The sequence below is a fragment of the Amaricoccus sp. B4 genome, from assembly GCF_043226085.1.
GTDB lineage: Bacteria > Pseudomonadota > Alphaproteobacteria > Rhodobacterales > Rhodobacteraceae > Amaricoccus.
In genome coordinates, this window is record NZ_CP171225.1 from 3,159,815 (window position 1) to 3,174,176 (window position 14,362).

The 14,362-nt window shown below is 68.6% G+C and carries 10 protein-coding genes and 1 tRNA gene; 8 read left to right on the forward strand and 3 right to left on the reverse strand.

The window, feature by feature from the left end:
• Window positions 1-91: 91 nt before the first annotated feature.
• Window positions 92-1,114, reverse strand: a complete 1,023-nt coding sequence (locus ACF66B_RS15265; protein ID WP_111430127.1) for a porin — start codon at window positions 1,112-1,114, stop codon at window positions 92-94.
• Between the two features lie 248 nt (window positions 1,115-1,362).
• Here ACF66B_RS15265 and ACF66B_RS15270 point away from each other — a divergent pair, with 248 nt between their 5' ends.
• From ACF66B_RS15270 to ACF66B_RS15290, 5 genes are all read left to right on the forward strand, one after another.
• Window positions 1,363-1,845: a DUF3576 domain-containing protein gene (locus ACF66B_RS15270; RefSeq protein ID WP_392663150.1), complete on the forward strand. Its 483-nt coding sequence runs from the start codon at window positions 1,363-1,365 to the stop codon at window positions 1,843-1,845.
• A gap of 49 nt (window positions 1,846-1,894) precedes the next feature.
• A complete protein-coding gene (leuS, locus tag ACF66B_RS15275; RefSeq protein WP_111430128.1) occupies window positions 1,895-4,483 on the forward strand; it encodes a leucine--tRNA ligase in 2,589 nt (862 codons plus the stop codon).
• Window positions 4,470-5,012: an LPS assembly lipoprotein LptE gene (gene lptE, locus ACF66B_RS15280; RefSeq protein WP_111430129.1), complete on the forward strand. Its 543-nt coding sequence runs from the start codon at window positions 4,470-4,472 to the stop codon at window positions 5,010-5,012. Before leuS ends, lptE begins: the two co-directional genes overlap by 14 nt.
• Before the next feature lie 10 nt (window positions 5,013-5,022).
• Complete coding sequence (gene holA / locus ACF66B_RS15285; RefSeq protein ID WP_111430130.1) at window positions 5,023-6,045, forward strand: DNA polymerase III subunit delta; 1,023 nt, start codon at window positions 5,023-5,025, stop codon at window positions 6,043-6,045.
• Between the two features lie 97 nt (window positions 6,046-6,142).
• Window positions 6,143-6,218 (forward strand) — tRNA-Thr (locus ACF66B_RS15290).
• 52 nt (window positions 6,219-6,270) lie between these two features.
• Here the strand turns inward: ACF66B_RS15290 and ACF66B_RS15295 are convergent.
• The gene (locus ACF66B_RS15295) at window positions 6,271-6,945 is read right to left on the reverse strand and encodes an HAD family hydrolase (RefSeq protein WP_111430131.1); all 675 of its coding nucleotides are present in this window, start codon (window positions 6,943-6,945) and stop codon (window positions 6,271-6,273) included.
• 237 nt (window positions 6,946-7,182) lie between these two features.
• Here ACF66B_RS15295 and queC point away from each other — a divergent pair, with 237 nt between their 5' ends.
• From queC to queE, 3 genes are read left to right on the forward strand one after another with little or no spacing between them, the layout of a single operon-like run.
• Window positions 7,183-7,884 (forward strand): 7-cyano-7-deazaguanine synthase QueC, encoded by a 702-nt coding sequence (gene queC / locus ACF66B_RS15300; protein WP_111430132.1) that lies wholly within the window; start codon window positions 7,183-7,185, stop codon window positions 7,882-7,884.
• Window positions 7,884-8,237, forward strand: a complete 354-nt coding sequence (queD, locus tag ACF66B_RS15305) for a 6-carboxytetrahydropterin synthase QueD (protein WP_111430133.1) — start codon at window positions 7,884-7,886, stop codon at window positions 8,235-8,237. The genes queC and queD overlap by 1 nt, the downstream gene beginning before the upstream one ends.
• Entirely contained in the window at window positions 8,234-8,941 is a 708-nt protein-coding gene (gene queE, locus ACF66B_RS15310; RefSeq protein ID WP_111430134.1) for a 7-carboxy-7-deazaguanine synthase QueE, read from the forward strand. The genes queD and queE overlap by 4 nt, the downstream gene beginning before the upstream one ends.
• Before the next feature lie 60 nt (window positions 8,942-9,001).
• On the opposite strand, the gene ACF66B_RS15315 is transcribed toward queE, so the two are convergent.
• A complete protein-coding gene (locus ACF66B_RS15315) occupies window positions 9,002-14,047 on the reverse strand; it encodes a beta strand repeat-containing protein (RefSeq protein WP_392663156.1) in 5,046 nt (1,681 codons plus the stop codon).
• Window positions 14,048-14,362: the final 315 nt, after the last annotated feature.

Here is a 14,362-nt window from a genome sequence, read left to right on the forward strand (position 1 = left end):
GTGGCGGCGCGGGCAGGCAGGAAAAGGCTTGAAACAAAAAGAAAAGGCGGACCCGAAGGCCCGCCTTTCCCTCTCACTGTCCCGTTCGGGATCAGAATGCCATGTCGATACCGAAGTCGGCGACCACGGTGTCGGAGAAGTTGTCCTGGATGCCGCCCTTGACGGACGCGCCGCCGCCGAGGTCATACATCGCGGAGAATTCGTAGGCGTCGTCGCCGTCCCATTCGTCCGCACCGCCGTCACCGCTGATGAACGTGGTGTAGTAGGCACCGACGCTGAGGGCGTCAAAGCTGTACTGGGCGCCAACGCCGAGGGTTTCCCAGGCGTCCGGGCCGTCGAAGTCAACGCTGGAGTAGATGACGTTCATGTCGAAGTCACCAGCGCCGAAGCCGACCATCGCGCTCCACTGGTCGCCGTCGTTACCGGTGAAGCTGTTCGTGACTTCCACGACTTCGTTGGTGACGGGGTCGAGCCGGTAGCCGCCGAAGGAGTTAACTTCGAAGCCCTTGAAGTTGTAGTAGCCAGCGCCGATCGAGAGATCGAAGCCGCCCACGGTGCCGGCATAGCCAGCGCCGACGCCGACGTCGTTCAGGCTGTGGTCGGACGACAGCGACAGACCGAAGCCGGCGATGTCGAAGTCATAACGCACGGTCGGGCGGGCGTCGGGGTTGGCAACGAAGTTGTCGTCGTCGAGCGAGCCGCCGTTCGAGATGAAGATCGTTTCATCCCAATCGTTCAGACCGGTCAGCGAGAAGTCGCCGTAGAGGTCGCCGACCCACTGCTCGTCTGCACCGTTGGTGTCGCCGAAGGTCAGGGTGCCGAAGGCGCCCGACACGAAGGCCGAACCGGCGCGGCCGTTGTCGGCGGCGTCGATGCTGCCGTCGACGACCTGGTCGGCGCGCATGTCGGCACCGAAGGTGATGCCGGAATCGGTTTCACCGGTCATGGTGACGCCGAAACGGGTCCGCGACGTCGTCTGAAGTTTGTTGTCAGCGTCGTCGTTGTAGTAGAGGCCGAGCCGGGCGCTGCCGTAAAGGGTGATGCCCTGGGCGAAAGCCGCGCCGCCAACCGCCAGAGCGGCGAAAGCAGTGCTGGCGAAGAGAACCTTCTTCATCGCTATCCTCGTGTTTCTCGCTTGAAACCTATTCTCAAACCCGGTTCATCCGGATCAGGTGAGGCTTTCTTCCCTCATTGGGGGGGCGAGGGTCAAGAAATTGAAAAGTCAGGCAGGCTTTGACTCAACCAATGATGCACCTTTGCCACAGTGCGGGTCGCCGCCGGGCGGCGGCTTTGCTCTTGCCGCTCGGACGGCGAGACTTTACACACCCTGAGCAGGAATATGGCTCGGTCATTGGCAGGTTCGTGAGCAGGATCTTTCACATAATCGCGGGAGTTGCTCTCGCCGGCGGGCTCGCCGCCTGTGGCGATGCGGAGCTTCAGGCGCAGCGCAACGAGGAGCGCCGCCAGGAAGAGCTCGAGATCAGCGACGAGTCGTTCTTCGATCTGTTCCGGAATCAGCGGAATCCCGATCAAGGCGTGCTCATCAATCGCTTCCTCTGGCAGGCGTCGCTCGACACGCTCTCCTTCCTGCCGCTCGACACCGCCGATCCCTTTGCCGGCGTCATTCTCACCGGCTGGGGCAGTGTCGCCGGTGGCGGCAGTTACCGTGTGACCGTGCTGATCGACGATCCCGCGCTGGACGCAAGCTCGCTCAAGGTTGCCGCGTTCCGGCAGCAGGGCGGCCGCGCCGTGCCGGTCTCCGATGCCGAGAACAACCAGCTCGAGGATGCGATCCTCACCCGGGCCCGGCAGCTCCGCATCGCCGATTCCGAGCGCCGGAACTAAGGGCGCCCGCGCGCGCCCGCATGCAAGACTTTAAGGAAGTGGATGACCCATGTCGCGTTACGATGCCCGCGGGGTTGAACCGAAATGGCAGCAGGCCTGGGAGGCGGCGGGCGTCTTCCGTGCCGAGCGCGATCCCGCCCGGCCGAAATACTATGTGCTCGAGATGTTCCCCTATCCCTCGGGGCGCATTCATATCGGCCATACCCGGAACTACACGATGGGGGATGTGATCGCGCGCTACAAGCTCGCGCGCGGCTTCAACGTCCTGCATCCGATGGGATTCGACGCGTTCGGCATGCCGGCCGAGAATGCGGCGATGGACAAGGGTGTGCATCCGGGCACATGGACTTATGGCAATATTGCCACAATGCGTGAGCAGATGAAGCCGATGGGCTTCTCGATCGACTGGTCGCGCGAGTTCGCCACCTGCGATCCGGAGTATTACGGCCAGCAGCAGGCGATGTTCATCGACATGCTCGAGGCCGGGCTCGTCTATCGCAAGGCTGCGGTCGTGAACTGGGACCCGGTCGACATGACGGTGCTTGCCAACGAGCAGGTGATCGACGGCTGCGGCTGGCGCTCGGGCGCACCGGTCGAGCGCCGCGAGCTCACCCAGTGGTTTTTCCGCATCTCCGATTATGCCGACGAGCTGCTCTCGGCGATCGACGGGCTCACGGCCTGGCCCGAGAAGGTCCGCACGATGCAGCGCAACTGGATCGGAAAGAGCCAGGGCCTGCAGTTCTCCTGGGCGCTCAGCGCGCCGGCGGCGGGCGTCGAGCGAATCGAGGTCTACACCACCCGGCCCGACACGATTATGGGGGCAAGCTTCCTCGGGATCTCGCCCGACCATCCGCTGGCCAAGGCACTCGAGGCGGACAATCCCGAGATCGCAGCCTTCTGTGCCGAGTGCCGTCGCAGCGGCACCTCCGAGGCCGATCTCGAAACCGCCGAGAAGAAGGGATTCGACACCGGGCTGAAGGTGCGTCATCCCCTTGATCCAAATTGGGAAATTCCGGTCTGGATTGCCAACTTCATCCTGATGGATTACGGCACCGGCGCGATCTTCGGCGTGCCCGCGCATGACCAGCGCGACCTCGATTTCGCCCGGAAATACGGCCTGCCGGTCACGGCGACCTTCGAGGCGGCGGAGAACCCGGTGCCCATTGCGGGGACGGCCTTCACGCCCCCCAAGAGCGAGCCGGTGCGCTGGGTGCGGCACCCGGAGGATCTCGGCGTGATGACCGGCGAGGAGGCGATCGCGCGCACCGTGGCGCTCGCCGAAGCCGGTGGCTGGGGTGAAGGCAAGGTGCAGTTCCGCCTGCGCGACTGGGGCATCAGCCGCCAGCGCTACTGGGGCTGCCCGATCCCGGTGCTGCATTGCGAGAGCTGCGGCGTGGTGCCGGAGGCCAAGGCAAACCTGCCGGTGCGGCTGCCCGAGGACGTGAGCTTCGACAAGCCGGGCAATCCGCTCGAGCGGCATCCGACCTGGGGCAGGGCGAGCTGTCCGAAATGTGGCGGCGCGGCCCGGCGCGAGACCGACACGATGGACACCTTCGTCGACAGCTCGTGGTATTTCGCCCGCTTCACCGCGCCCCGTGCCGCGACGCCGACCAGCCTTCCGGATGTCGATTACTGGATGAACGTGGACCAGTATATCGGCGGCGTGGAGCATGCGATCCTGCATCTGCTCTATTCGCGCTTCTTTGCCCGCGCGATGCAGAAGACCGGGCATCTGCCCGAAAAGGCGATCGAGCCGTTCGATGCGCTCTTCACCCAGGGCATGGTCACGCACGAGACCTATGCGACGAAGGGCGCGGGCGGACGCACGGTCTGGCATGCCCCCGAGGAGGTCATCCGCGACGAGACCGGCGCGCGCCTGAAGGACGGCACCGCCGTCGAGATCGGCCCGCAGATCAAGATGTCGAAGTCGAAGAAGAACGTCGTCGATCCCGAGGACATCATCGAGCGCTATGGCGCCGATACCGCGCGCTGGTTCGTGATGTCGGACAGCCCGCCGGAGCGCGACGTCGAGTGGACGGCCGCCGGGGCGGAAGCGGCCTTCAAGCATCTGCAGCGCGTCTGGCGAATCGCGTCGGAGATCGCCGCCGAGAGCGACGCGGTGTCGGAGGAAGTCGGCGAGACCGGCGCGGAGGCGATGGCGCTGCTGCGCGCCGCGCACCGGGCGATCCGCGACGTGACCGCCGATATCGAGGGGTTTGCCTTCAACAAGGCGGTGGCGCGGCTCTACGAGTTCACCAACGTGATCGCGAAGGCGCGCGGCGAGGCGCCGGGCCTGACGGCGGCACGGCGGTTCGCGATGCGGACCATGGCCCAGCTCATGGCGCCGATGGTGCCGCATCTGGCCGAGGAGGTCTGGGCCGCACTTGGCGGCGCCGGCCTCGTGGTCTCCGCGCCCTGGCCCGACCCGGACCCGGAGATGCTCGTCGAGGCCAGCGTGACGCTTCCGATCCAGATCAACGGCAAGCGCCGCGGCGAGATCTCGGTGCCGGCGGATGCCGCGCGCGAGGCGGTCGAGGCGCTGGTGCTGGCCTCCGATGTGGTGATGAAGGCGCTGAACGGCGGCGCGCCGCGCAAGCTCATCGTCGTGCCGGGGCGGATCGTGAATGTGGTCGTCTGACCGCAGAGGCTTCCTGATGCGCGCGGGCCTTGCGGGGCTCGCGCCGCTCCTGTCCGCCTGCGGCTTCGAGCCGATGTATGGCGAGGGTTCGCCGGCGCGCGCGATTTTCGGCCAGGTCGCGGTCGATGTGATTCCCTCCGCGGAAGGCTACACGCTGCGCGAGCGGCTGATCGAGCGGCTGGGGCCGGCGGAGCGTGCGACCCACCGGCTCGAGGTCGATCTGGAGGTGGAGACGGTCGGCGTCACCCTCACCACCACCAACGTCACCACGAGGTTCGACGTGATCGGCGTCGCGACCTACCGGCTCATCCCGATCGGCGGCGCGCGCCCTGTGTTCGAGGACCGGGTCCGGGCGATCGCAGGCTTCAGCGCGCCCGAATCCGAGACGGCTTCGGCCTTTGCCAGCCGGGCGGCGGAGGAAAACGCCATCGTGCGCGTGACGCGGCAGCTTGCCGATGACATCGTGCAGCGCCTCGCGCTGGACGCGGCGAACTGGGCGGAAGCGCCCGGCGTCGGCACCGGCCCGTGATGCGGCCGCGATGAAGCTTTCGGGACGCGATGCCGCACGCTATTTCGACAAGCCCGATACCGGCGGGGCCGGGGCGCTGCTCTACGGGGCCGATGCGATGCGGGTGGCGCATCGCCGCAAGGCGCTCATCCTTGCGCTGATCGGGCCGAAGGGCGCCGAGGAGATGCGGCTGACGCGCCTCTCCGGGGCCGATCTCCGCCGCGATCCCGCCGCGCTCAACGATGCGGTGAAGGCGGTCGGCTTCTTTCCCGGCGCGCGCGCCGTGCTCGTGGACGAGGCGGGCGACGGCAATGCCGAGGCGATTCGGGCAACGCTTGCCGACTGGCGGCCGGGTGATGCGGCGATGGTGGTGACGGCGGGCACCCTCACGCCGCGCAGCGCGCTCCGCAAGGCGTTCGAGACGGCGAAGAACGCCTTTGCGATCGGGATCTATGCCGATGCCATGCGGCGCGACGAGATCGAGGCCGCCCTGACGCGGGCGGGGCTCGAGCGGATCGAACCCGGCGCGATGGCCGATCTCGAAGCGCTTGCCGCGGGGCTCGACCCCGGCGATTTCGATCAGGTGCTGGAAAAGATCGCGCTCTACATGCGCGGGGTGGCCGATGCGCTGAGTTCGGCGGATGTCGCGGCCTGCGCGCCGCCGCCGCCCGAAGCGGAGCTCGACGCCCTGATCGACCTCGTGGCGTCGGGGCGTGCGGATGCCCTCGCCCGCGCCTTTGCCCGGCTGGGCGGGCGGAGCGGGGCCTCGACGAGCCTCACCATCGCGGCGGCGCGGCATTTCCGCCTGCTCTACGCCGCATCGCTCGATCCGGCCGGGCCGGATGCCGCGTTATCTCGGGCGCGTCCGCCGGTCTTCGGGCCGCGGCGCGCGCGGATGGCGGCGCAGGCGCGCGCCTTCGGCCCCGCCCGTCTCGAGCGGGCGCTCGAGCAGATCCTCGAGGCGGAGCTCCGCCTCCGCTCGGGGCGGCCGACACCGGGGCTCGCGCTGGTCGAGCGGCTTTTCGTGCGCATCGCGCGCATGGCGCAGGGCTGAGGCCGCCCGCGCAGATCTGTTGCCATGGGCGGCCGGAGCCGTTAATCAGCGGGGGCTTGCGTCGCAGGGCTTCGCCTCGGTGCGGACGAAGGCAGATGCCGGATTAGCTCAGTTGGTAGAGCAGCGGTTTTGTAAACCGAAGGTCGCGGGTTCGAGTCCTGCATCCGGCACCATCCTTCAGGAAAACATCTCCAGACCAGAACCCGCCGCGCGTGTCCCAGGCGCCTAACGGCGCCCGCCGACCTCGTCGATATGGTGCAGCAGGTCTGCAGGATCCTCGTAGACCCGGATCGCGCCCGCCTGGCGCAGCTCGTCGGAGCCGTAGCCGCCGCTCAGGAGGCCGACGCCGAGCGCGCGGCAGCGGGTTGCGGCGAGCACGTCCCAGACACTGTCGCCGACGATCACCGAGGTCTCGACCGGCACGTCGAGGCGTTCGGCGGCGGTTATGAAGAGATCGGGGTCGGGCTTTGCATATTTCACCTGATCGCGCGTGACGACCGTCGCCGTCTCGGGATCGACGCCGAGGGCCTGGAGATTGAGCGCCGCGGTTTCCATCCGGCCGCTGGTGGCGATGGCCCAGGGAATGCCCGCCTCGCTCAGCCAGGCGAGAAGCTCGCGGGCGCCGGGCAGGGGGCGGATGCGGCCGGTGAAGCGGTTGTAGGCCTCGGCATGGGCCTGACGGAGCCGGTCTACGCGCTCGGGTTCGATCTCGAGCCCGATCTCGCGCAGGAGCTGGTTGGTGAAGAGGCCGCCGCTCATGCCGATCTTGCGGTGGATGCGCCAGACGGAGAGGTCGATCCCCTCGGTATCGAGCGCTTCCTTCCAGGCGAGCACATGCTGGTAGACGCTGTCGACGAGGGTGCCGTCGAGATCGAAGATGAAGGCGGGTTCGGTGCGCATGGAAGAGATCTCCTCGGGGGGCTGCCGTGCGGGGCGCGGAATGCCCTTCGGGTCAGGTTGGCGTTCTCGGCCATGACAGAACCCCTCCCGCCTCCTGCCGTCAATGCGGGAGGCCGGGAATGCATTGACCGCCCCGAGGCCGGTCTGCTAGGGCGGCCCCGCCGGACGGTGCGGAACGCATCGCCCGGGCCTTCTCCCGGTCGCAGCCCACCCGGGATATCAAAACAAGGGATCCAAATGCGAACCATCGTGATCTGCTCCGGCGGACTGGATTCCGTTTCGCTTGCCCAGATGGCGGCGGCGGACGGGAGCCTGAGCCGTCTTGTTTCCTTCGACTACGGCCAGCGGCACCGGAAGGAGCTCGACTTTGCCGCGCGCGCGGCGGAGCGGCTGGGCGTGCCCCATGACATCATCGACATGCGCGCGATCGGCGCGGCGCTGACGGGATCGGCGCTGACCGACGGCATCGACGTGCCCGACGGGCATTATGCCGAGGAGACCATGCGCATCACCGTCGTACCCAACCGCAATGCGATCATGCTGACCATCGCCTTCGGGATCGCGGCGGCGAAGGGCGATACGGCGGTCGCGACCGCGGTGCATGGCGGGGATCATTTCATCTATCCCGATTGCCGCCCCGCCTTCACCGAAGCCTTCGCCGCGATGCAGGCCGCAGCACTCGACGGCTATGCCGAGGTGCGGCTCCTCACCCCCTTCGTCCACCGCAGCAAGGCCGATATCGTGACGGAGGGCGCGCGCGTCGGCACGCCCTTTGCCGAGACCTGGTCCTGCTACAAGGGCGGCGCGGTGCATTGCGGTCGCTGCGGCACCTGCGTGGAGCGGCGGGAGGCCTTCGATCTCGCCGGCGTGCCCGACCCGACCGTCTATGCCGACGCGACGTTCTGGCGGGCCGCGATCGCCGGGCGCGAGGGGGCGTGATGTACCGGATCAGCAAGGAATTCCACTTCTCGGCCTCGCACCAGCTCGGGCATCTCCCGCCGGAGCATCAGTGCGCCCGGCTGCACGGCCACAACTACGTCGTCGTCGTCGAGCTGGCGGCGCGGGAGCTCGATGCGCAGGGCTTCGTGCGGGACTATCACGAGCTTGCACCGCTCAAGGACTACATCGACACGCGCTTCGATCATCGGCATCTCAACGAGGTGATGAACGTGCCCACGACGGCGGAAAACATGGCCCGGCACTTCTTCGACTGGTGCCGCTCGCGCTGGCCCGAGACCACGGCCGTGCGGGTGAGCGAGACGCCGAAGACCTGGGCGGAGTACCGGCCATGACCCTGCGCATCGCGGAAATCTTCGGCCCGACGATCCAGGGCGAAGGCGCGCTGATCGGCGAGGCGACGGTGTTCGTCCGGGCGGGCGGCTGCGACTATCGCTGCGTCTGGTGCGACAGCCCGCATGCGGTCGACAGCGCCTATCGCGAGACCTGGGCTGCGATGACGTCCGAAGAGGTCTGGGCCGAAGTGCTGCGGCTTTCGGGCGGGCAGCCGCTGACGGTCTCGATCTCGGGCGGCAACCCGGCGATCCAGGATTTCGGCCGGCTGATCACGCTCGGCCGCGCGGCGGGCTTCCGCTTCGCCTGCGAGACGCAGGGCTCCGTTGCCCGGCCGTGGTTCGCGGCGCTCGACACGCTGGTCCTGTCGCCGAAGCCGCCCTCGAGCGGCGAGCGCGTGGACTGGTCGATGTTTGCAGCCTGCCTCGAGGCGGGGCGGAGCGCGCGCCGGACGGTGATGAAGATCGTGATCTTCGACGAGGCCGATCTCGAGTGGGCGCGGTCGGCCGCGGCGCGGCATCCCGAACTGCCGCTCTATCTTCAGCCCGGCAACCCGGAGACCGATCCGGAAATGCCGGTCGCTCCGGACGCGCTCGCGGACCGGCTGCGCTGGCTGGTGGACAGGACGGCGGGGGCAGGGTGGTTCACCCCGCGCATTCTCCCGCAGCTTCACGTCCTGATCTGGGGAAACCGCCGGGGGGTGTAAGGCGGGAGGAGGGCGCCTGCCCCGGAGAGGTTCCCGGAGCAGGCAGGAGCGTTGCGCGGCTCAGAGGAAGAGCGCGTTGATCTGGTCGGTCGACATCGCCGCGATCTGGGTCGAGGAGAAGGCCTCGACCTGTGCGGTCGACAGCGCCTTGATGTCGACGGTCTCGAGGGCTGCGATCTGCGTCGTCGTCAGCGCCCCGATCTGGCCCGTGCTGAGCGCCTGCATCTGCTTGGTGGTGAGCGCTGTCACCGAAGCCGATGTGAGGGCGACGATCTGGCTGGTGTCGAGCCCGGTGACGGCGCGCGTCGAGAGGCTCGAAACCTGATCGGTGGTGAGCGCCGCGACCTGGCCCGTCGTGAGCGCGGCGGACTGGGTGCCCGAGAGCCCGGCGATGGCCTGCGAGGTCAGCGCCGCGAGATCCACCGTCTCCATCGCCGCGATCTGGGCGGTGTCGAGCGCCGCGATCTGCTTCGAGACGAGGGCCGAGGATTGCGCGGTCGAGAGCGCAACGATGTCCGCCGTGTCGAGCCCGCTGATCGCGGCGGTCGAAAGCCCGCGGATCTGCCCCGAATCGAGGGCGGCGACCTGGGCCGTCGAGAAGGCGGCGGCCTGATCGGAGCCGAGCGCGCCGAGCTGCTTCGAGTCGAGCACCGCGACCTGGGCCGTGGAGAGCGCCGCGATATCCGCGCTCTCGATCGATCCGATCGCCCGCGTCGAGATCGCGGCGACCTGATCCGTGGTGAGGGCCGCGACCTGGGCCGTGGTCAGCCCCGGGATCTGGCTCGAGGTGAGCCCGGAGATGGTCCGGGTCGAGAGTGCGGCGAGGTCCACGGTCTCGAAGGCCGCAAGCTGCGTCGAACTCATCGCGGCGAGCTGCTTCGAGGAGAGCTCGGCCGATTGCGCGGTGGAGAGCGCGACGATATCGGCGGTATCGAGCCCGGCGATGCCGGCCGGCGCGAGGCCCGCGATCGCGCCCGAGGCGATGGCCGCGATCTGCGCCGTGGAGAGCGCCGTCACCTGATCGGAGCCGAGCGCGCCGATCTGCTTCGAATCGAGCACCGCGATCTGGCCCGTGCTGAAGGCCGCGACATCCGCGGTCTCCATCGCGGCGATCGCCTTCGAGGAGAGCGCGGCCACCTGATCGGTGGAGAGCGCCGCGACCTGCGCCGTTGTCAGGCTCGGCGCCTGGCTCGAGGTGAGCCCGCGGAACGCGGTCGCCGAGATGGCGGCGATATCGGCGGTCTCCAGTGCGGCGACCTGGTCGGAAGAGAGCACCGCCACCTGCTTCGAGCCGAGCACCGCGGCCTGGCCGGTGGAGAGCGCCACGATATCGTCGGTCCCGAGCCCCGCGATGCCCGCGGCCGAAAGGCCGTCGATGGCGTCCGTCCCGATGGCCGCAACCTGGGCCGTGGAAAGGCCCGCGACCTGCGCCGAGCCGAGGGCGCTGATCTGTCTCGAATCGAGCACCCCGATCTGGAGCGCGGTCATCATCGCGATATCCTGGGTCTCCATCGCACCGATGAACTTCGAGGAGAGGGCGGGGATCTGGTCCGTGGTGAAGGCCGCGATCTGGCCGGTGCTGAAGCTCGGTGCCTGCAGGTCGGTGAAACCGCCGACGGCAGAGGTGGTGAGGGCCGCGACATCCGCGGTCTCGATGGCCGCGACCTGGGTCGAGCTCATCGCCGCGATCTGCTTCGAGTTCAGCACGGCCGCCTGTCCCGTGGAGAGTGCGGCGACACCGGCGGTCGTCAGACCCTCGATGCCGGTCACGGAAAGCCCGGCGATGGCGTCCGTGCCGATGGCTGCGACCTGGCCGGTGGACAACGCTGCGACCTGATCGGAGCCGAGGGCGCCGATCTGCTTTGAATCGAGCACCGCGACCTGGGCCGTGGTGATCGCCGCGACATCCGCGGTTTCCATCGCGCCGATGGCCTTCGAGGACAGCGCCGCGATCTGGTCGGTGGTGAAGGCCGCGACCTGGGCCGTGGTGAAGCTCGGCGCCTGATCGGCGGAGAATCCGCCGACCGCGGCGGCCGAAAGCGCCACCAGATCGGCGGTCTCGATGACCGCGACCTGGGCCGCACTCATCGCCGCGATCTGCTTGGAGTCGAGCACGGCGGCCTGTGCCGTCGAAAGCGCCACGATGTCGGCGGTCTCAAGCCCGGCGATCCCGCTCGCCGAAAGCCCGACGATCGCATCGGTGCTGATGGCCGCGACCTGGGCGGTCGAGAGCGCCGTGACCTGGGCAGAGCCGAGCGCACCGATCTGCTTCGAATCGAGCGCCGCGATCTGCGCCGCGCTCATTGCCGCGACATCCGCGGTCTCCATGGCACCGATGGCCTTCGAGGACAGCGCCGCGATCTGGTCGGTCGAGAAGGCCGCCATCTGGGCGGTGGTGAAGCTCGGTGCCTGCGCATCGGTGAAACCACTGACGGCAGAGGTCGAGAGCGCGGCGAGATCGGCGGTCTCGATCGCCGCGACCTGGGTCGAACTCATTGCCGCGATCTGCTTCGAGGTGAGCGCGGCGGCCTGTGCGGTGGAGAGCGCCACGATGCTTGCGGTTCCGAGGCCCGCGATCCCGTCGGCCGAAAGCCCGGCGATCGCATCGGTCGTGAGGGCCGAGAACTGCGCGGTGGAGAGCGCCGCGATCTGGTCGGAACTGAGCGCGCCGAGCTGCTTCGAATCGAGCACCGCGACCTGCGCCGTGGTCATCGCCGCGAGATCTGCGGTTTCCATGGCACCAATGGCGCGGGACGAGATCGCCGCGACCTGGGCGGTGGTGAGGGCCGCGACCTGGCCCGTGGTGAGGCTCGGGAGCTGGAGCGAGGTGAGCCCGGCAATCGCCGCGGTCGAGAGAGCCGCAAGATCGGCGGTCTCGAAAGCGGCGATCTGGTCCGAACTCATCGCCGCGACCTGCTTCGAGCCGAGAACGCTCGCCTGGGCGGTGCTGAAGGCGACGATGTCGGCCGTCTCGAGCCCCTCGACGCCGGTTGCGGAAAGACCGGTAAGCGCATCCGTGCCGATGGCCGCGACCTGCGCGGTGGAAAGCGCCGTCACCTGATCGGAGCCAAGCGCGCCGATCTGCTTCGAATCAAGCACGGCGAACTGGGCGGTGGTGAAGGCCGCGACGTCGGCATCCTCCATGCCCTTGATGGCCTGCGAGGAGAGTGCCGCGACCTGATCCGTGGTGAAGGCCGCAACCTGGCCCGTGGTGAAGGAGGGCGCCTGGGCGGAGGAGAAACCGGCGACGGCGGAGGTCGAGAGGGCCGCGAGATCGGCGGTCTCGATGGCCGCGACCTGATCGGAGCTCAGCGCCGCGATCTGCCGCGAGCCGAGGACGGCGGCCTGCGCCGTGGTGAGCGCGACGATATCGGCGGTCTCGAGCCCCTCGATCCCTGTGGCGGAGAGGCCGGTGATCGCGGCGGTGGTGATTGCGGCGATCTGCGCTGTGGAGAGCGCCGTCACCTGATCGGAACCGAGGGCGCCGATCTGCTTCGAGTCGAGCACCGCGAACTGGGCGGTGGTGAAGGCCGCGACATCCGCGGTCTCCATGGCCCGGATCGCCTGCGAGGAGAGGGCTGCGACCTGGTCCGTGGTGAAGGCCGCGACCTGCGCCGTCGTCAGGGCCGCAATCTGGGCGGAGGAGAAGCCGCCGACCGCGGCGGGGGAGAAGGCGACGATGTCGGCCGTCTCGATGGCCGCGATCTGATCCGAGCTCAGCGCCGCGATCTGCTTCGAGGTGAGGGCTGCCGCCTGCGCGGTGGAGAGCGCGACGATATCGGCGGTCTCGAGCCCTTCGATGCCGGCGGCCGAGAGGCCCGCGATGGCGTCGGTGGTGATCGCCGCGATCTGGCCGGTGGTAAGCGCCGTCACCTGATCCGAGCCAAGCGCGCCGATCTGCTTCGAATCGAGCACGGCCATCTGCGCGGTGGTGAGGGCGGGGATATCCCAGCTTTCGAGCGCCCCGACCGCCTGGACGGAGAGCGCGCCGACCTGATCGGTGGTGAGCGCCCCGACCTGGGTCGAGGAAAGCGCCTGCGCGTGCTCGGTGCCGAAGCCTGCGATGGCCGCGGTGGAAAGCGCTGCAAGATCGGCGGTCTCGATGGCGGCGATCTGGGCCGAACCCATCGCGGCGATCTGCCGCGAGGTGAGCACGGCGGCCTGGGCGGTGGAGAGCGCGACGATATCGGCGGTCTCGAGCCCTTCGATGCCGGTGGCCGAGAGCCCGGTGAGCGCGCCTGTGCTGATGGCCGCGATCTGGCCGGTGGTGAGCGCCGTCACCTGATCCGAGCCGAGGGCGGCGATCTGCTTCGAGCCGAGGACGGCAACCTGGGCCGTCGTCAGCGCGGCGACATCGGCGGTGGTGAGGGCGGCGATGGCCTGGGAGGCGAGCGCGCCGATCTGGTCGGTGGTGAAGGCCGCGACCTGGGCCGTGGTGAAGCCGGGCGCGTGGCTCGCGCCGAAGCCCGAGACGGCGGAGGTGGAGAGCGCGGCGAGATCGGCGGTCTCGATGGCCGCGACCTGGGTCGAGCTCAGTGCCGCGATCTGCTTCGAGGAGAGCGCCGCCGCCTGGGCGGTGGAGAGCGCGACGATATCGGCGGTCTCGAGCCCCGCGACACCGGAGGCCGAAAGGCCGGTGATCGCCTCGGTGGTGATGGCCGCGATCTGGGCCGTGGTGAGCGCCGTCACCTGATCGGAGCCGAGGGCGCCGATCTGCTTGGAGCCGAGCACGGCCACCTGACCCGTGGTGAGGGCCGCGACATCCGCGGTCTCGAGCGCCGCGATCGCCTGCGAGGAAAGCGCGCCGATCTGTCCGGTGGTGAGCGCCGCGACCTGCGCCGTGGTGAGGCTCGGAACCTGGCTCGCGCCCAGACCGGCGACGGCGGAGGTCGAGAGCGCGGCGAGATCGGCGGTCTCGATGGCCGCGATCTGGGCGGAGGTCAGCGCGCCGACCTGCTTTGACGACAGCACGCCCATCTGCGTGGTCGTCAGTGCGACGACCTGCGCGGTGGTCAGCGCGCGCATGTCCGCCGTCGTCAGCGCGGCTATCGCCTCGCTGCTCAACGCCTGGATCTGCGCGGTCGTCAAATACTGAATGATGGACATGCTGAAGCTCCAGCGGGAATGGTAAACGACGGGCGCCGAGGGGGGCGCCGCCTGGCATCAGGGGCGGGGATGGCGCCTGGTCCGGCGCCTCTGTGTGGCGGTTGGTGGCACGCGTTTTTTAAAAATCTCTCAAGAAACGCGGGGCGCATTCGCGGCAAATTCGCCGCTAATTTTCTGAAACTTCGGGGTTGGGGCCGGCCCGCGATCCCGCCGGTTCCGCCGCTGGTCCAATGGGGCAAGGCGCGGGAGCGGCGCGTCTCTTCACCCTTTGTTGACCATCAACTGCGAAGCAATGCGGACAATTTGAACGAAAGA

What these genes read in the sequence shown, in the direction of transcription:
- ACF66B_RS15265 (WP_111430127.1), bottom strand. Translation starts at nt 1,114, where the DNA reads ATGAAGAAGGTTCTCTTCGCCAGCACTGCTTTCGCCGCTCTGGCGGTT.
- leuS (WP_111430128.1), top strand. Translation starts at nt 1,895, where the DNA reads ATGTCGCGTTACGATGCCCGCGGGGTTGAACCGAAATGGCAGCAGGCC.
- lptE (WP_111430129.1), top strand. Translation starts at nt 4,470, where the DNA reads ATGTGGTCGTCTGACCGCAGAGGCTTCCTGATGCGCGCGGGCCTTGCG.
- holA (WP_111430130.1), top strand. Translation starts at nt 5,023, where the DNA reads ATGAAGCTTTCGGGACGCGATGCCGCACGCTATTTCGACAAGCCCGAT.
- ACF66B_RS15295 (WP_111430131.1), bottom strand. Translation starts at nt 6,945, where the DNA reads ATGCGCACCGAACCCGCCTTCATCTTCGATCTCGACGGCACCCTCGTC.
- queC (WP_111430132.1), top strand. Translation starts at nt 7,183, where the DNA reads ATGCGAACCATCGTGATCTGCTCCGGCGGACTGGATTCCGTTTCGCTT.
- queD (WP_111430133.1), top strand. Translation starts at nt 7,884, where the DNA reads ATGTACCGGATCAGCAAGGAATTCCACTTCTCGGCCTCGCACCAGCTC.
- queE (WP_111430134.1), top strand. Translation starts at nt 8,234, where the DNA reads ATGACCCTGCGCATCGCGGAAATCTTCGGCCCGACGATCCAGGGCGAA.
- ACF66B_RS15315 (WP_392663156.1), bottom strand. Translation starts at nt 14,047, where the DNA reads ATGTCCATCATTCAGTATTTGACGACCGCGCAGATCCAGGCGTTGAGC.